17 protein-coding genes and 2 pseudogenes are annotated in these 16,841 nt (G+C 70.7%); 13 read left to right on the plus strand and 6 right to left on the minus strand.

The annotated features are described in order from the left end of the window. Together C3488_RS35760 and C3488_RS35765 are read right to left on the minus strand one after the other, a co-directional pair. Positions 1–1,086: pseudogene (locus C3488_RS35760) on the minus strand (tetratricopeptide repeat protein); the annotation flags it as partial. Then, on the minus strand, positions 1,083–2,939 hold the full coding sequence (locus C3488_RS35765) for an HSP90 family protein (RefSeq protein ID WP_103845042.1): 1,857 nt from the start codon (positions 2,937–2,939) through the stop codon (positions 1,083–1,085). The gene C3488_RS35765 and the pseudogene C3488_RS35760, both read right to left, overlap by 4 nt. Before the next feature lie 167 nt (positions 2,940–3,106). Between C3488_RS35765 and recG the strand changes: the two genes are divergently transcribed. The 8 genes from recG to mutM all read left to right on the plus strand — a co-directional run bounded on the left by recG (position 3,107) and on the right by mutM (position 10,652). After that, positions 3,107–5,323 carry an ATP-dependent DNA helicase RecG gene (gene recG / locus C3488_RS35770; RefSeq protein WP_103845043.1) on the plus strand — a complete coding sequence of 739 codons (2,217 nt, stop codon included), beginning with the start codon at positions 3,107–3,109 and terminating at the stop codon, positions 5,321–5,323. A 101-nt stretch (positions 5,324–5,424) separates the two neighbouring features. Then, positions 5,425–6,012 (plus strand): 16S rRNA (guanine(966)-N(2))-methyltransferase RsmD, encoded by a 588-nt coding sequence (gene rsmD, locus C3488_RS35775; protein ID WP_103845044.1) that lies wholly within the window; start codon positions 5,425–5,427, stop codon positions 6,010–6,012. A 26-nt stretch (positions 6,013–6,038) separates the two neighbouring features. Continuing rightward, complete coding sequence (gene coaD / locus C3488_RS35780) at positions 6,039–6,518, plus strand: pantetheine-phosphate adenylyltransferase (protein WP_181139331.1); 480 nt, start codon at positions 6,039–6,041, stop codon at positions 6,516–6,518. A 121-nt stretch (positions 6,519–6,639) separates the two neighbouring features. Next, positions 6,640–7,692, plus strand: coding sequence for an ATP synthase F0 subunit B (locus C3488_RS35785; RefSeq protein WP_103845046.1), 1,053 nt, complete (start codon positions 6,640–6,642; stop codon positions 7,690–7,692). Positions 7,693–7,876: 184 nt separating this feature from the next. Next, positions 7,877–8,521 (plus strand): DUF177 domain-containing protein, encoded by a 645-nt coding sequence (locus C3488_RS35790; protein WP_103845047.1) that lies wholly within the window; start codon positions 7,877–7,879, stop codon positions 8,519–8,521. A 2-nt stretch (positions 8,522–8,523) separates the two neighbouring features. Then, the gene (rpmF, locus tag C3488_RS35795) at positions 8,524–8,697 is read left to right on the plus strand and encodes a 50S ribosomal protein L32 (protein ID WP_003951102.1); all 174 of its coding nucleotides are present in this window, start codon (positions 8,524–8,526) and stop codon (positions 8,695–8,697) included. A gap of 19 nt (positions 8,698–8,716) precedes the next feature. Continuing rightward, positions 8,717–9,544 carry a ribonuclease III gene (rnc, locus tag C3488_RS35800; protein WP_103845048.1) on the plus strand — a complete coding sequence of 276 codons (828 nt, stop codon included), beginning with the start codon at positions 8,717–8,719 and terminating at the stop codon, positions 9,542–9,544. Between the two features lie 247 nt (positions 9,545–9,791). Then, positions 9,792–10,652, plus strand: coding sequence for a bifunctional DNA-formamidopyrimidine glycosylase/DNA-(apurinic or apyrimidinic site) lyase (gene mutM / locus C3488_RS35805; protein WP_103845049.1), 861 nt, complete (start codon positions 9,792–9,794; stop codon positions 10,650–10,652). Here the strand turns inward: mutM and C3488_RS35810 are convergent. Further along, the gene (locus tag C3488_RS35810) at positions 10,625–11,026 is read right to left on the minus strand and encodes a helix-turn-helix domain-containing protein (protein WP_103845050.1); all 402 of its coding nucleotides are present in this window, start codon (positions 11,024–11,026) and stop codon (positions 10,625–10,627) included. The genes mutM and C3488_RS35810 overlap by 28 nt on opposite strands. 136 nt (positions 11,027–11,162) lie before the next feature. On the opposite strand from C3488_RS35810, the gene C3488_RS35815 reads away from it, so the two are divergent. Beyond that, on the plus strand, positions 11,163–11,747 hold the full coding sequence (locus tag C3488_RS35815) for a flavodoxin family protein (protein ID WP_103845051.1): 585 nt from the start codon (positions 11,163–11,165) through the stop codon (positions 11,745–11,747). A 365-nt stretch (positions 11,748–12,112) separates the two neighbouring features. Here C3488_RS35815 and C3488_RS35820 read toward each other — a convergent pair whose 3' ends face one another. Then, entirely contained in the window at positions 12,113–12,322 is a 210-nt protein-coding gene (locus C3488_RS35820) for a hypothetical protein (RefSeq protein ID WP_103845052.1), read from the minus strand. A gap of 181 nt (positions 12,323–12,503) precedes the next feature. Then, complete coding sequence (locus tag C3488_RS35825; RefSeq protein WP_258053857.1) at positions 12,504–12,734, minus strand: hypothetical protein; 231 nt, start codon at positions 12,732–12,734, stop codon at positions 12,504–12,506. Positions 12,735–12,794: 60 nt separating this feature from the next. Here C3488_RS35825 and C3488_RS42795 point away from each other — a divergent pair. Then, a pseudogene (locus C3488_RS42795) lies at positions 12,795–13,321 on the plus strand (tyrosine-type recombinase/integrase); the annotation flags it as partial. A 20-nt stretch (positions 13,322–13,341) separates the two neighbouring features. Here the strand turns inward: C3488_RS42795 and C3488_RS35835 are convergent. Beyond that, positions 13,342–14,307 carry a CAP domain-containing protein gene (locus tag C3488_RS35835; protein ID WP_103845053.1) on the minus strand — a complete coding sequence of 322 codons (966 nt, stop codon included), beginning with the start codon at positions 14,305–14,307 and terminating at the stop codon, positions 13,342–13,344. Positions 14,308–14,446: 139 nt separating this feature from the next. Between C3488_RS35835 and C3488_RS35840 the strand changes: the two genes are divergently transcribed. The 3 genes from C3488_RS35840 to C3488_RS35855 form a co-directional block, all read left to right on the plus strand. After that, positions 14,447–14,728, plus strand: coding sequence for an acylphosphatase (locus C3488_RS35840; protein ID WP_103845054.1), 282 nt, complete (start codon positions 14,447–14,449; stop codon positions 14,726–14,728). Positions 14,729–15,106: 378 nt separating this feature from the next. Continuing rightward, a complete protein-coding gene (locus tag C3488_RS35845) occupies positions 15,107–15,313 on the plus strand; it encodes a hypothetical protein (RefSeq protein ID WP_103845055.1) in 207 nt (68 codons plus the stop codon). A gap of 228 nt (positions 15,314–15,541) precedes the next feature. Further along, positions 15,542–16,841, plus strand: a 1,300-nt coding sequence (locus tag C3488_RS35855) for a chromosome segregation SMC family protein (protein WP_181139330.1), incomplete at its 3' end; no start/stop codon positions are given.

The raw sequence follows: 16,841 nt of genomic DNA on the forward strand, positions 1-16,841 counted from the left end.
GTCCACCACCGGGCGGCGGTCCATGCGCTGCCGGGTGCGCTCGCCGACGTACGGCGTGCCGTTGCGCGCGTCGAAGCGGGCGGCCAGCGCCAGCGCCTCCCCGCGCGCGTGGACGGCGAGTTCCCGGGCGGTCCACTCCCGGCCCGCCGGGCCCGGCACCACCTGGTCGCCGAGCCCGCGCTCGACCAGCCGGTCCATCAGCAGCGCCACCACGGCGAGGAAGTCCAGCTTGCTGCGCGGCTCCCCGGAGTCCGTGAAGTACGCCGGCCGCTCGGCCAGCAGTTCGAGGCCGCGCGCCTCGTTGCCGGTCAGCGCGCAGAACTCCACGTGGTCCGCGTACGAGGAGCGCATGCTCTCCATGGCCCGCACCAGCCGCAGCCCGCGCAGGTGGTGCGCCCGCGCCTCGTCCAGGCGGCCCAGCCGCAGCAGCGGCAGGAGGGAGGAGGCCAGCACGGCGTGCGGCTCGTGCGCACAGACGTGCTCGCCCTCCAGGACCGGCCGCCACAGCTCGAGCGCCCGCTCGTCCTCGCCCTTGCGGGACTGCCACCAGCCCTGGTCGTGCAGTTCGCACGCATGGCAGTCGGCCATCGCGTCCCGGTCGGCGGCCAGCCACGCGGCGTACGCCCGCTCGGCCCGCTCCAGGTCCCCGACGTGCGCGGCGATGTTGAACTCGGCGCTGCGCACGGCTCGTTCGGAGTACCCGGCCAGCCGGTAGCGGTGCTCCATCTCGCCGAGCCACTTCTCCATGGAGGCGAGCGGGATGTGGGGCTGGCCCAGCATGCCCGACGACATCCACTTGAACACCCAGTGCAGCGAATGGGACTCGTACTCGTCGAAGTCCTCTGGGCGCTCGTCCCACATGCGCAGCAGCCGCGCGAACGGGACGAACATCTTGTCCTTCTCGGAGCTGTAGTTGTAGACCTTCAGCTGGTGTCCGAGCGCCTCGATCACGGCCAGCGGGATGCCCAGCTTCTCCGCCTCCACCAGCAGCTGCTCCGCCCGCGCGTTGCGCACCGGGCCCTCCGGCTGCTCGTAGTTGTCCGCCATCGCCCGGCGCAGCGAGTCGAAGTCCGTGACCTGGCTCATCGCAAGCCGTCCTTGGGCGAGTCGGTGTGGGTGGCCCATTCCAGAAGGCCGATGAAGGCACGGTTCAGCAGCGCGGAGTCCGCGGGCCTGAGCGGCCGCTGGGCCATCAGCAGGGCCTGCCCGTACAGCGACTCGGTGGCCGTGCCGATCAGCTCCGGCTCCTTCAGGGAACTGATCCTGCGGACCAGCGGGTTGAGGTGGTTGAGCACCAGACGCGCGCGTGGAGCACTGCCCCGCAGCGAGCCCAGGATGCCCGCCCACAGCTCGTCGGCCTGCTCCTCGGCCTCGGCGCGTGCCTGCTCGTGGCGCGCCTGACGGTCGTCCAGGTGCAGCGCGGGTACGGACAGCGGGTGGAACGCGCGCAGCACCACGTCGCAGCCCAGCGGGTCGAGCCTGGCGCGCGCCGCCGCCAGGAAGGCGGAGAGGGCCAGCTCCTCGGCCGGGTCGACCGCGTCCAGGTGCGCGGTCACCGTGTCCGCGTCCAGTTCGGCGACCGCCGTCCCCGGGCGCACCGACGGCAGCGCCTCGATCAGCTCGCTGTCGTACGTGTAGCCGCCGTTGACCACCCCGACGCCCTGCGCGGACGCGATCGGCGCCACCTGGCGGTACTCCTCCACCGTCCGGGTGAAGTGCACGACCGGGTGCCGCTGCGCGAACTCCTCCAGGGACAGCCGCCCGTCGGTCGTCTCGAAGGGCAGCCAGGGCAGCATCGTGCGCAGCATCTCCCTGTCGTGCCGCGCCAGCGACTTCACGCCCAGGTAGTGCACCGACAGGAAGGCGGCGAGCCGCTCGGGGTCACCGGCGGCGAGAGAGGTCAGCCAGGACCGGATGCGCTCCCCGAGGGCGTCGCGCACGGCCGCGAGGGTCTCGTCCTCGTACAGGGACTCGCGCGACGCCGTGGGCCGCAGACTGTCCGTGTCGAGCACACAGCGTACGAAGAACGCCCAGTCCGGCAGCAGCTGTTCGGCACGCTCCGTCAGCAGCATGCCCTTCAGGTGCACCCGGTGACCCGCCCGCTGCGCCGGGCTCACCGCGGTCGGCAGCACGTACGCCACACCCCGGATGCCCGCGAGCGGCACATCCAGGTCGATGGAGTCCAGCGGGGTGAACCCGAACAGGTCGTGACAGTGGCGCGCCAGGGCCACCCTGCGGGCCGCGGGGGAGGGATGGGCACGGTCCCAGGGCGCCGGCAGATCCGTGACCGGCTCGTCGCCGACCCGGACGTCGTAGGGCAGCAGCGACCCGAAGTCCCGTGCCAGGGACCGCACCCGGTCCGCGGAGAGCCAGTCACCGGCACCCGGACGTGCGACCAGGTGCACGGTGGTGCCGGGTTCGGGCCGGGCGTCCGGCGGCAGGGTGCGCACGACGTACGAACCGTCGTCGGCGGCCGTCCACTCCACGGGCGGCGCATCCGGCGTGCGCGCGCTGCGGCTGACGACCCGTATGCGCTCGGCCACGACGAAGCACGCCAGCAGTCCGATGCCGAACTGCCCGAGGAAGTCGGAGCGGGCCTCCTGGAGCCCGGCGGCCGAGTCGGCCCGCTTGGAGCTGCGCCCGATGGTGGCGAGGAGGTTGTGCACATCGGACTCGGTGAGCCCGATGCCCGAGTCCTCCACGCGCAGCGCGCCGCCGTCCGCGTACAGCCGGACCGTGGCGGGCGCGCCGGGCTGCTCGGCGCGGCGGGCGGTGATCGCGTCCACCGCGTTCTGCAGCAGCTCGCGCAGATAGACCTTGGGGCTGGAGTAGAGGTGATGGGAGAGCAGGTCCACCAGACCACGCAGGTCGACCTGGAAGGTATGGGCCGACGTGGGTGACTGAGAGGCCTGTGAGGACTGTGAGGTCTGGGAATCCATCGTCACGGCGCCGCGGGTGGGGGACGTTCGACGGCGCGGGGTCGGGCGGTCCCGGTGGGGCGGTGACCGCGGAGCGAGCCGGGGGTGGGCCATCGTAGGCCCGGAGCCACCCCGCTGACCAGCGGTTTTGCAAGACGTATACGGCATTGTCAGTGCGGTGGTGTGCAATGGATCTCGTGCCCGCACTGCAAGAACCACTGAAACAACCACTGAAGTCAGTGCTCGGCCCCGCCACCGCGAAGGTGATGGCCGAGCACCTCGGCCTGCACACCGTCGGCGACCTGCTCCACCACTACCCGCGCAGATACGAGGAGCGCGGACAGCTCACCCACCTCGCCGACCTCCCCATGGACGAGCACGTCACGGTGGTCGCCCAGGTCGCCGACGCCCGCCTGCACACGTTCGCCTCGGCCAAGGCCCCCCGCGGCAAGGGCCAGCGCCTGGAGGTGACCATCACCGACGGCAGCGGCCGCCTCCAACTCGTCTTCTTCGGCAACGGCGTGCACAAGCCCCACAAGGAACTCCTGCCGGGCACCCGCGCGCTGTTCGCGGGCAAGGTCTCGATGTTCAACCGCAGGCTCCAACTCGCCCACCCGGCCTACGAACTGCTGCGCGGCGACGACGTGGCCGAAGCGGTGGACAGCTGGGCGGGCGCCCTGATCCCGCTCTACCCGGCCACGGCCAAGCTGGAGTCCTGGAAGATCGCCAAGGCGGTGCAGACGGTGCTGCCCAGCGCCCAGGAGGCGATCGACCCGCTGCCGGACTCGCTCCGCGCGGGCCGCGGCCTGATCTCCCTCCCCGAGGCCCTGCTGAAGATCCACCGCCCGCACACGAAGGCGGACATCGCCGACGCCCGCTCCCGCCTGAAGTGGGACGAGGCGTTCGTGCTCCAGGTCGCCCTGGCCCGCCGCCGTCACGCGGACACCCAACTCCCGGCGGTGGCCCGCCGGCCGAAGCCGGACGGCCTCCTCGCGGCCTTCGACGAGCGCCTGCCCTTCACGCTCACGGAAGGACAGCAGAAGGTCTCGAAGGAGATCTTCGCCGACCTGGCGACGGAACACCCGATGCACCGGCTGCTCCAGGGAGAGGTGGGCAGCGGCAAGACCCTGGTCGCCCTGCGTGCGATGCTCGCCGTCGTCGACGCGGGCGGGCAGGCCGCCATGCTCGCACCGACGGAAGTGCTCGCCCAGCAGCACCACCGGTCGATCGTCGAGATGATGGGCGAGCTGGCCGAGTCGGGGATGCTCGGCGGCGCCGAGCAGGCCACCAAGGTGGTGCTGCTCACCGGGTCCATGGGGGCGGCCGCGCGACGGCAGGCGCTGCTCGATCTCGCCACCGGGGAGGCCGGGATCGTGATCGGCACCCATGCCCTGATCGAGGACAAGGTGCAGTTCCACGACCTCGGGCTGGTGGTGGTGGACGAGCAGCACCGGTTCGGGGTGGAGCAGCGCGACGCACTGCGCGGCAAGGGCAAGCAGCCACCGCACCTGCTGGTGATGACCGCCACGCCGATTCCCCGGACCGTCGCCATGACCGTCTTCGGCGATCTGGAGACCTCCGTCCTCGACCAGCTTCCGGCCGGGCGGTCGCCGATCGCCAGCCATGTGGTGCCCGCCGCGGACAAACCGCACTTCCTGGCGCGCGCCTGGGAGCGGGTCCGGGAGGAGGTGGCGGGCGGGCATCAGGCGTACGTGGTGTGCCCGCGGATCGGCGACGAGGAGGAAGACCCCGGGAAGGCGCGGAAGTCGCCCGAGGACGAGGCGGAGAAGCGCCCCCCGCTCGCAGTGCTCGACGTGGCCGGCCAGCTCGCCGAGGGGCCGCTGAAGGGCCTTCGGGTGGAGGTCCTGCACGGCAGGATGCAGCCCGACGACAAGGACGCGGTGATGCGCCGGTTCGCCGCCGGCGAGACCCACGTCCTGGTCGCGACGACGGTCATCGAGGTCGGCGTCAACGTCCCCAACGCCACCGTGATGGTGATCATGGACGCCGACCGCTTCGGGGTGTCGCAGCTCCACCAGCTGCGCGGCCGGGTCGGGCGGGGCTCGGCGCCCGGGCTGTGCCTCCTGGTCTCCGAGATGCCGGAGGCGAGCGCGGCCCGCCAGCGGCTGACCGCGGTCGCCTCCACGCTCGACGGCTTCGAACTCTCCCGGCTCGACCTCGAGCAGCGGCGCGAGGGCGACGTCCTCGGCCAGGCCCAGTCCGGCGCCCGTACCTCCCTGCGCATGCTCGCCGTCATCGACGACGAGGAGATCATCACCCAGGCCCGCGAGGAGGCCGCGGAGGTCGTGGCGGCCGACCCGGACCTGGAACACCTGCCCGGCCTGCGCACGGCACTTCAGGCCCTGTTGGACGACGAGAGGGAGCGGTACCTGGAGAAGGGGTGACGTTCTCGCTCCCCGGGCGGGCGTGCTCGGGGCCCGGCGCGGCTGAGAGACTTGAGGACGTCACCGCACGCAGACCGACAAGACCGACAAGGACCGAAGAGATGACCCGCGTGATCGCCGGTCGCGCCGGCGGGCGCCGGCTCGCCGTTCCGCCCGGGCACGGTACCCGCCCCACCTCCGACCGGGCGCGCGAGGGCCTCTTCTCGACCTGGCAGGCCCTCCTCGGCGGCCCGCTGGACGGCGAACGGGTGCTCGACCTGTACGCCGGCTCGGGCGCCGTCGGCCTGGAGGCCCTGTCCCGCGGAGCCGGCCACACCCTCCTCGTGGAGGCCGACGCCCGCGCCGCCCGCACCGTCCGTGAGAACGTCAGGGCGCTCGGCCTGCCCGGCGCCGAAGTCAGGGCGGGCAAAGCGGAACAGATCATCCGGACATCGACGCCGGCGGACCCGTACGACATCGTCTTCCTCGACCCCCCGTACGCCGTGTCCGACGACGATCTTCGCGAGATTCTGCTCACACTCCGCTCAGGGGGCTGGCTCGCGGCCGACGCCCTCGTCACCGTGGAGCGCAGCACCAGAGGCGGCGAATTCCGGTGGCCGGACGGCTTCGACGCGATCCGGGCCCGTCGCTACGGCGAGGGCACGTTTTGGTACGGTCGCGCCGCCTCTACGTGCGAAGACGCACGATGACCGGACCGGAGAGCGAGGGATCACAAGTGCGCCGCGCCGTCTGTCCCGGGTCGTTCGACCCGATCACCAACGGACACCTCGACATCATCGCCCGCGCCTCCAAGCTGTACGACGAGGTGTACGTGGCGGTGATGATCAACAAGGCCAAGAAGGGCCTGTTCGAGATCGACGAGCGGATCGACCTGATCCGCCAGGTCACCGCCGAGTTCGGGAACGTCACGGTGGAGTCCTTCCACGGCCTCCTCGTCGACTTCTGCAAGCAGCGCGACATCCCCGCCATCGTCAAGGGCCTGCGCGCCGTCAGCGACTTCGACTACGAACTGCAGATGGCCCAGATGAACAACGGCCTCTCCGGTGTCGAGACCCTCTTCGTCCCCACCAATCCCACCTACAGCTTCCTGTCCTCCTCGCTCGTCAAGGAAGTCGCGGCCTGGGGCGGGGACGTCTCCCACCTGGTGCCCCCGATCGTCCTCGAAGCCCTCGACCGGCGCCTGAAGAAGGACTGAGCGCCCCCCGGCGGGACCCCCGAGAACATGACGTCCCGTCATCTGGTGTCGGGTGTGCGGCAGTGGCCGTAGAGTCGATCCGTCCGTCTCCAACACATCCGTAGAGAGTGGCGAGCATACGGTGGACGTGCAGAAGAAGCTCGACGAGATCGTCGCGGTGGTCTCCAGCGCCCGGTCCATGCCCATGTCGGCGTCGTGCGTGGTCAACCGCGCCGAACTGCTCGCGATGCTCGAAGAGGTGCGCCGGGCGCTGCCCGACTCCCTGGCCGAGGCCCAGGAGCTGATCGGCGACCGGGAACAGATGGTGGAGCGGGCCCGCCAGGAGGCCGAGCGGATCATCGAGAGCGCGCACGCCCAGCGCGGCTCCCTGATCTCCGACACCGAGGTCGCCCGCCGCTCCCAGGCCGAGGCGGACCGGATCCTCGCCGAGGCCCGCCAGGAGGCCGAGGAGATCCGCGCCGAGGCCGACGACTACGTCGACTCCAAGCTCGCCAACTTCGAGGTCGTCCTCACCAAGACGCTCGGCTCGGTCGGCCGTGGCCGCGAGAAGCTGCTCGGCACCGGTCCCGGCCTCGACGAGAACGGATACGAGGACGAGGACGCCCCCGAGCGCAGCCACGACCCGGAGACCCTGCGCCGCGACGCCGACGCGTACGTGGACGCCAAGCTCGGCGCCTTCGAGGCCGTCCTCGCCAAGACGCTGGAGGCCGTCGGCAAGGGCCGCCAGAAGCTGCACGGCCGGATCGCCACCGACGACCTCGGCGCCCTCGCCGATGACACGACCACGGTCCAGCACACCAGCGACGCCGACTACCTCGCCGACCTCGCGGCCCTCGCCGACAGCCCGGATCCGGCGCCCGCGATCCCGGCCCAGCAGACGGAGCCGGCGTACGCGCAAGGACAGGACCCGTACGGCTACCAGCAGCCCGACCAGTACGGTTACCAGCAGACGTACGCCCAGCAGGACGCCTACGGCTACCAGCAGGCCGACCCGTACGCCGCCTACCCCCAGGCCGGGGCCTACGACCAGCACCAGCAGGCCGCGTACGACCAGGGGCAGAGCCGGCAGGGATACGACGGCACGGGCGCCCTCGACGAGACCAGTCTCTTCGACACCAGCATGATCAGCGCCGAGCAGTTGCGGGCCTACGAACAGGGACGCGGCGGTCACTGAGCGCTACCACGCTCGCGTCGCGGGACCCCTTCGGGCGGACCGGATTGGGCCGAGAGCGGAAGGTCCAGTATCCTGGCTCTTCGGTCGCGCGTACGCACACGCTGTTTCGTAGACGTCCGCGATCACCGCTGCCCGGGAACACCTGAGGGCAGCGTCCCCCGAGCTTCGAAGACCGAAAGCAGGAATGGCCCTGAACGCCCGCCTCGACCACCGCAACCCCCTCGTGTTCGACACGCACGAGCTGGGTCGGCGGCCTGGTGCGCTGCAGCGCCTGACCCGCACGGTCGACGCCCCGAAGGACTTCGGTATCCGTGGGGTCATCGGAGTGCCGGAAGGCGCCCCGGTGGAGCTCGAACTCCGCATGGAGTCGGTCATGGAAGGGGTGCTCGTCACGGGCACCGCCCGTGCCAGGGCCGAGGGGGAGTGCGTAAGGTGTCTGGAGCCGGTCGAGCTGGAGCTCGAAGCGGACTTCCAGGAACTGTTCTCGTACCCTGACGCCGACGACCGGGGCCGTGTGATCGCGGAACCGGGCGACGACGCCGAGGACGACGAGGACAGGTTCTTCCTCGAGGACGGACTCTTCGACCTCGAACCTCTGCTGCGCGATGCGGTGGTGCTCGCACTGCCGATGCAGCCGGTGTGCCAGGAAGACTGTCCGGGCCTGTGCTCCGAGTGCGGGGCGCGGCTCGCGGACGACCCGGACCACCACCATGACGCCGTCGACATCCGTTGGGCGGCACTGCAGGGACTCGCCGACTCACTCCAGAGTGGCGACAAGGACGAGACGAGCGGCGCCGAAGCGGGCGTCGACGAGAAGCAGGAGAAGTAGCCGTGGCTGTTCCGAAGCGGAAGATGTCGCGCAGCAACACGCGCCACCGCCGGTCGCAGTGGAAGGCTGCGGTCCCCACCCTGGTCGCGTGCGAGCGCTGCCACGAGCCCAAGCAGCAGCACATCGCGTGCCCGTCGTGCGGCACCTACAACAAGCGCCAGGTCCTCGAGGTCTGAGCGGCTGGTGAGAGGTCTGATGTCTGACGCCAAGGCGGACCCAAACGCCAGGAAGAAGGCGGACAACACAGCCTCGTCCCACACGCTTCTGGAAGGGCGGCTCGGCTACAAGGTCGAGTCCGCCCTTCTGGTGCGTGCGCTGACCCACCGCTCCTACGCGTACGAGAACGGCGGTCTGCCGACGAACGAGCGCCTGGAGTTCCTCGGGGACTCCGTGCTCGGTCTCGTCGTCACCGACACGCTGTACCGCACCCACCCCGACCTGCCCGAGGGCCAGCTGGCCAAGCTGCGGGCCGCGGTGGTCAACTCGCGTGCGCTGGCGGAGGTGGGGCGCTCGCTCGACCTGGGCTCCTTCATCCGGCTCGGCCGGGGCGAGGAGGGCACGGGCGGCCGGGACAAGGCGTCCATCCTCGCCGACACCCTCGAAGCGGTGATCGGCGCTGTGTACCTGGATCAGGGGCTGGACTCGGCGGCGGAGCTGGTGCACCGTCTGTTCGACCCGCTGATCGAGAAGTCCTCGAATCTCGGCGCCGGCCTGGACTGGAAGACCAGCCTCCAGGAGCTGACCGCGACCGAGGGGCTCGGCGTTCCCGAGTACCTGGTCACGGAGACCGGCCCGGACCACGAGAAGACCTTTACTGCTGCCGCCCGCGTCGGAGGCGTCTCGTACGGCACCGGCACCGGCCGCAGCAAGAAGGAAGCGGAGCAGCAGGCCGCCGAGTCGGCCTGGCGCTCCATCCGCGCCGCCGCGGACGAGCGCGCCAAGGCGGCGGCCGAGGCGGGGGCCCCCGACGGGACCGTCGAGACCGCCGCCACGGCCCCGGCGAGCGACACGGCCACGGCCTGATTCCTTCATCGGCCCCTGCCCCGGCACCTGTGCCGGGGCAGGGGCCGTTTCATGGAACGACCCGGGCCGGGAGCCGTGCCGAGACGCCCGAAGACGCCTCGACGACATCCGTCACGTCGCGCCCCGAGCGCGCCGAGGCGATGGCGCCGGTGCGCCTGGCCCGGCCGTTCCGGACGAGGCGTCACCCGCTGCGGGCCAAGAGGTACGCTGCGGACGTCGCCCCCAGTTCACCCCTCCGGAGGAGTCCGTGCCCGAGTTGCCCGAGGTCGAAGTCGTGCGGCGCGGGCTGGAGCGCTGGGTGGCCCACCGGACGGTCGCCGAGGTGGAGGTGCTGCACCCGAGGTCCGTCCGCCGTCACCTGGCCGGCGGGGACGACTTCGCGCACCGGCTGAAGGGGCAGCGCATAGGCACCCCCAGCCGCCGCGGGAAGTACCTCTGGATCCCCGTCGAGACCACCGGCACGGCGATCCTCGCCCACCTCGGCATGAGCGGTCAGCTCCTCGTCCAGCCGGACCGGGCCCCGGACGAGAAACACCTCAGGATCCGGGTCCGCTTCGACGACGCCCTCACCACCGAGCTGCGCTTCGTCGACCAGCGCACCTTCGGCGGCCTCTCCCTGCACGAGACCGCCCCCGACGGGCTGCCCGACGTCATCGCGCACATCGCCCGCGACCCGCTCGACCCGCTCTTCGACGACGAGGCCTTCCACCAGGCACTGCGCCGCAAGCGCACCACCATCAAACGGGCTCTGCTCGACCAGTCGCTGATCAGCGGAGTCGGCAACATCTACGCGGACGAGGCGCTGTGGCGCTCCCGGGTCCACTACGAGCGCCCCACCGCCGGCTTCACGCGCCCCCGTACCGCGGAACTCCTCGGTCACATCAGGGACGTGATGAACGCGGCGCTCGCCGTCGGCGGCACGAGCTTCGACAGCCTCTATGTCAACGTCAACGGCGAGTCGGGCTACTTCGACCGGTCCCTGGACGCGTACGGCCGCGAGGGCGAGCCCTGCCGGCGCTGCGCCACGCCGATGCGCCGCCGCCCCTGGATGAACCGCTCCAGCTACTTCTGCCCGAGTTGTCAGAGGGCGCCGCGCGTCTCGTCGTAACGCTCGCGGGCCGCCAGGACGTCGTCCATGCGGCCCTCCACGCAGTGGATGAGGGCCAGCAGGCGCTCGGCGACCTCACGGCCGACGGGGGTCAGCTCGTAGTCCACCCGTGGCGGGTTGGTCGGCTGGGCCTCGCGGTGGACCAGGCCGTCGCGCTCCAGCGCGTGCAGGGTCTGGGACAGCATCTTCTCGCTCACGCCGTCGACCCGGCGGCGCAGCTCGTTGAAGCGCATCGAGCCCTCGTACAGCGCGCCGAGCGTGAGTCCGCCCCAGCGGCCGGTGACGTGCTCCAGCGTGCCGCGCGAGGGGCATGCCTTGGCGAACACGTTGTAGGCGAGGTCCTGGTCCTCCGCGCGCTCCTGGGTGCCGTTCATGCCCCAAGCGTACGCGAGCGCAGCGCTAACCACCAGGTTGCACTAACTAGAAGATAGTGCTTTCCTTTAGTTATTGCTGCCGGGCTGCGCACCTTTGGTGTGGCTGCCGTTTGATGACCTCCGAGGAGAGCGAACCGTGACCATCCCTGTTGTCTCCATCGCCTACCACTCCGGCTACGGCCACACCGCCGTGCTCGCCGAGGCCGTACGGGACGGCGCCGCCGACGCCGGCGCCCAGGTCCACCTGATCAAGGTCGACGAGATCACCGAGGAGCAGTGGGCGACCCTCGACGCCTCGGACGCCATCGTCTTCGGCTCGCCGACCTACATGGGTACCGCGTCCGGCGCCTTCCACGTCTTCGCCGAGGCGTCCTCGAAGCGGTGGTTCGGGCAGGACTGGAAGGACAAGCTGGCCGCCGGTTTCACCAACTCCGGGTCCAAGAGCGGAGACAAGCTGCACACCCTGCAGTTCTTCCAGATCCTGGCCGCGCAGCACGGAATGAACTGGGTCAACCTCGGTCTGCACCCCGGCTGGAACGTCAGCACCGGCTCCGAGCACGACCTCAACCGCCTCGGCGTCTTCGCCGGTGCCGCCGCCCAGACCAATAACGACCAGGGCCCGGAAGCCGTCCACAAGGCCGACATCGCCACCGCCCGGCACCTCGGCCGCCGCGTCGCGGAGGCGGCGCGCGTCTTCACGCTCGGCCGCGAGGCCGCCTGAGCCGCCCACACACAACCGTGCCCCCGCCGGGACACCCGGGGCGGGGGCACGCGCGTACGGCTGGCAGGGCCGTGGTCGTACAGGAGTGTGTCAGTAGCCGAAGAAGTGAAGGGCGGGGTCTCTGACGTGCGGCCTGTTAATCGATCAACGCTGCGACCTGCGACTCAGCTGTCGGTGGTTGTCAGCGTTGGTCGTCGTCGAGCACCCTCGCACGGCCCGGAGGCGGCCCCGTGTGAGAGTGTTGGGACAAGGACGACTGTTGGCCGCTTAGCGTGCCCGACGGGTCGGCACAGTCCCTGCGACTCTCTCGGCTAACTCGCGCGGGAGCGCCCCGCGGCGCGTGGCTGCGGGGCGCCTTGAGGGGTTTAGTCGATCTGCTCCCCGTCGTACATGCCGCCCTTGCAGGTGTTGTCCGTCAGATCGGCCGTTCCGCCGCCCTGCGTGCACTGAGAAGGGGTGACGTAGGACGGGGCACCCTGTGCGGTGGCGGCGGTGGCGGTGGCGGCGCCTGTGAGGCCGAGTCCAGCGAGGGCTGCCGTGGCGATAACGGCGGCGAGGATTCGTCGAATGCGCATTCGATTCCCCTTTCGCGGATTGCCCCGATTGGGGCTAGTCAGTTCAGTTTGATCTTCACCCGTGTGGGTGGCACGTCATGTTGCTCCATTCGGGTGACAGTGCTGTCGGGCGCGGGGTCGGTGACGCGACCCGTCGGACAGGCCGAGACCCAGGTGTCAACAACGTCCGGCAGTTTTAGATCTAGCTTGTCCGGGCCAGGGCGGTCAGGTGATCGAGGTATTCGCGGCCAGTCGGTTCGGCTGCGAAGTCCCGATTGACGATGGCTGCAAGCTCGCGGCCGACCATGAGCAGGGACGGCAGAGACCGCCGGTCGCCCTTCAAGGCCCACTCGCCGCAGTTCACCGCCTGGTCCAAGTCGCCCTGTCGCGCTGCGACTACGCCGAGGGTGATCCTCGCCTCCGCCATGCGCATCGGCGATCGCTCCGACCCGTCGAGGTCAGTTCCCGCCCGGATCACCTCGTGCGCAAGGTTGCTTCGGTGGAGGACCGGATCATCCGGGCCAACCCGTGCAGTGCCCGCTCAGTGCGGGCACCTCGTCTGGAGCCTCGCAAGGTCAAACCCTGGCCAGCCGAGCGGGTCAAGGCGGTTCGCTCGGAGCTGCCGGAGTGCTACCAGGCCCTCGTGAACGTGGCGGCCGGATGTGGCCTGCGCCAGGGCGAGGTCTTCGGCCTTGCCGTGGAGGACGGGCCTGGCTCTGGACCGGAACCGCTTCAACGACCGCATATGGCGGCCGGCACTTCGGGCTGCTGGCGTCGAGACCGGCGGGACAACGGCATGCACGCGCTGAGGCACCTCTATGCCTCGGTGCTCCTGGACGCGGGGGAGAGCATCAAAGCCCCAGCGAGTACCTGGGTCATCAGGATCCCGGCTTCACGTTGCGCACCTACACGCACCTGCGGCCGTCGAGCGAGACCCGTACCCGGGCCGCCGTTGATCACGTCTTCCGGGAGGACGAACCTGCGGATGACGGCCCAGAGACGGCCCAGGAAGGTTCCTAGGGCTCTGACCTGCGGTTATCTCAGTAGCCGAAGTCCTGCGTCCACCAGGGGCCGCCGGAACCGAAGTGCACTCCGACGCCCAGCGTCGTGAAGTCGCAGTTCAGTATGTTCGCCCGGTGGCCGGGGCTGTTCATCCAGGCGTCCATGACGTCCTGCGGGGTCGCCTGGCCGCGGGCTATGTTCTCGCCGCCCAGGTCCGTTATGCCGAGCACGGCCGCCCGCTGCCACGGGTCCTTGCCATCGGGGTCGGTGTGGTCGAAGAAGTTCCGCGCGGCCATGTCCTCGCTGAACGCCTCCGCCAGCTTGCGCAGCGGGCCGTTCGGGGTCACCGGGGAGCAGCCCACCTTGGCCCGCTCCTGATTGACCAGCTTGATCACCTGGGCCTCGGCGGCGGCCTCGGAGGTCACCTTCTGCGACGGGATCGTCACCGGCGACGTCGTGGGCTGCTGCGCGGGCGGCGCGGCCGGCGCCGTGGTGCCCGTGGCCGTGGGGGACGGCGTCCCCGCGGGCTGGGTTGTCGACGCGGGAGACGACGCCGAGGGGGTGGAGGGGGTCGCGGTCGCGGCCGGCGTGGGCGAGCGGTCGGCGTCACGGCTGGTGGAGGAGGATCCTCGGGAGTCCGCGGTGCCGCTCGTGCCGCCCTGCTGGGTGGAGAAGCCCGACGGGGTGGTGGCGCCGGCCTGCGCATCACCGGAGTCACCGCTCACCGAGAAGTGGTTGCCGCCGGGCAGCACCCCGGTGGCGACCGCCACGGTGCCCAGTGCCACGGCGGCGGAGACGCCCAGAAGGCCCGTGCGCACCGGCGTCGGGGCCTTCTTCCTGCGGTGCGAGCGGGTCGCGCGCCGCTCGGCCTCCAGGACCGCGGCGAAGCCGTAGAGGTTCTCCGGGCCGTAGCGCTCCGGCAGAGTGTCGTAGCTCTCCGTGACCCTCTTGGCGCGGCCCCCCGTGGCGGCGCGTCCGGCGGCGGAGCGTCGGTGGCGTCCCATTGCTGGCCTTCCTGGTCTTGCGGTCGGCGCAACTCACACGATCGTGTGAGTTTCACGTGAGAGTTATGGGTGGGGACGGTACCGCATCGCACACGGGGCGGATGTGCCGGGAGGGACATTGGCCGGTTAGCGTGCACCCATGAACGACGACGCACGGCTGGTCGCGTGGGTGCGCGGACGCGTCCAAGGGGTGGGTTTCCGCTGGTTCACCCGGGCCAAGGCGCTCGAGATCGGCGACCTGCGTGGTTTTGCTCTCAATCTGGACGACGGACGGGTCCAGGTGGTCGCCGAGGGGCCCCGGAAGGGGTGCGAGCGTCTGCTGGAGTGGCTCCGGGGTGACGACACACCCGGGCGTGTGGACGGAGTCACTGAGATTTGGGACACGCCCCGCGGCGGCTACGACGGCTTCGCGATCCGCTGAGCCGGAGCCCGCAGACCCCCGCCGCGCAGCGCGGGGACGTGCCACCGGCATCTGCCCCGGGCGGAAAGATGCTGGTGGTTGCCAAGAACCGCTTGTCGTGGCAGGCTCCGCGGATAAGGATGATCTCCACGCCCGCAGGGGCCCGCAGGAGTCGCAGCGCCGCCCGCCCGGGGCCGCGCGCCCCCGGGTTGCCCGCCGCCGCAGGGCGTGATCGTGTTGACCGTCAAACTTTTTGGTGAGACGCTGAAAGCCCCGCGCACCTTAGCTGTTTGGCATGGAAGAACGGCGTAGAACTCACCATGCCGGACACCGCGGGTGCGAAATCCCTCACGACCCACACCGCATCGGTCGGTCACTCAGTGTGGAGGACCATCCATCATGGCAAAGGCGCTTCTCGGTTACGTCGGCGGCTCCGACCCGCGACTCCTCGCCGAGATGCGACGGCTTCAGCAGCGCGTCCAGGAACTCGAAGCCGAGCTCGTACGAATCCAGGCGGAGAACGACGCGCTGTCCACGGCTGCCGCTTCTCACGACAGGCTCATGGAGAGCGTCGACGCACACCAGGCGGAGCCTGCGCTCACCTGATCACTGCATCACGCCACGGCACAAGCAGTGGTCGGGCTGCCCGTACCCACCGCTGAAGTTGTCAGAGTTGCAAGGGACGCCTCGGCGTCCCTTCTTTCTTGCCCCCCGCGACCTTGTCGCCCCCGCGCACCCCTTCGCTGTCTTTAACGGAGGGTGTGCCCTGCCCGTTCAGGGGTGAAACCGCGGGTTCATGGAGTGAGACAGAGGCGGGCGGTAGAGTCCAGCGGCGTGCACCTCAAGGCCCTGACCCTCCGCGGCTTCAAGTCGTTCGCCTCGGCGACCACGCTCCGGTTCGAGCCGGGCATCACGTGCGTCGTCGGTCCGAACGGCTCGGGCAAGTCCAATGTCGTGGACGCGCTCAGCTGGGTCATGGGCGAGCAGGGAGCCAAGTCGCTGCGCGGCGGCAAGATGGAGGACGTCATCTTCGCCGGCACCACCGGCCGCCCGCCGCTCGGCCGCGCCGAGGTGTCGCTGACCATCGACAACTCCGACGGTGCCCTCCCCATCGAGTACTCCGAGGTCACCATCACGCGGATCATGTTCCGCAACGGTGGCAGCGAGTACCAGATCAACGGCGACACCTGCCGCCTCCTCGACATCCAGGAACTCCTGTCCGACTCCGGCATCGGCCGCGAGATGCACGTGATCGTGGGCCAGGGCCAGCTCGACTCCGTGCTGCACGCCGACCCCATGGGCCGGCGCGCCTTCATCGAGGAGGCCGCGGGCGTCCTCAAGCACCGCAAGCGCAAGGAGAAGGCGCTCAGGAAGCTGGACGCCATGCAGGCGAACCTCGCCCGTGTCCAGGACCTCACCGACGAGCTGCGCCGCCAGCTGAAACCGCTCGGCCGGCAGGCGGCGGTGGCCCGCCGGGCGGCCGTGATCCAGGCGGACCTGCGCGACGCCCGACTGCGCCTGCTGGCCGACGACCTCGTGCGGTTCCGGGAGGCCCTCAAGGCCGAGATCGCCGACGAGGCCGCGCTCAAGGAACGCAAGGAGGCCGCCGAGGCGGAGCTGAAGAGGGCGTTGCAGCGTGAGGCACTCCTGGAGGACGAGGTACGGCAGCTGACGCCACGCCTGCAACGGGCCCAACAGACCTGGTACGAGCTGTCACAGCTCGCGGAGCGGGTGCGCGGCACCATCTCGCTGGCCGACGCCCGGGTCAAGAGCGCCACCTCACAGCCACCCGAGGAGCGGCGCGGACGCGACCCCGAGGACATGGAGCGCGAGGCCGCCCGCATCCGAGAGCAGGAAGCCGAACTCGAGGCAGCCCTGGAGGCCGCCGAACGCGCACTGGAGGACACGGTCGCGCACCGGGCGGAGCTGGAGCGCGAACTGGCGCTCGAGGAACGGCGCCTGAAGGACGTGGCGCGCGCCATCGCGGACCGGCGCGAAGGGCTCGCCCGGCTGGGCGGGCAGGTGGGCGCCGCCCGGTCACGAGCGGCCGCCGCCCAGGCCGAGATCGACCGGCTGGCCGCCGCGCGCGACGAGGCACAGCAGCGCGCCGTCGCCGCCCAGGAGGAGTACGAGG

The sequence above is a fragment of the Streptomyces sp. Ru72 genome, assembly GCF_002920635.1.
Classification (GTDB): Bacteria; Actinomycetota; Actinomycetes; order Streptomycetales; family Streptomycetaceae; genus Streptomyces.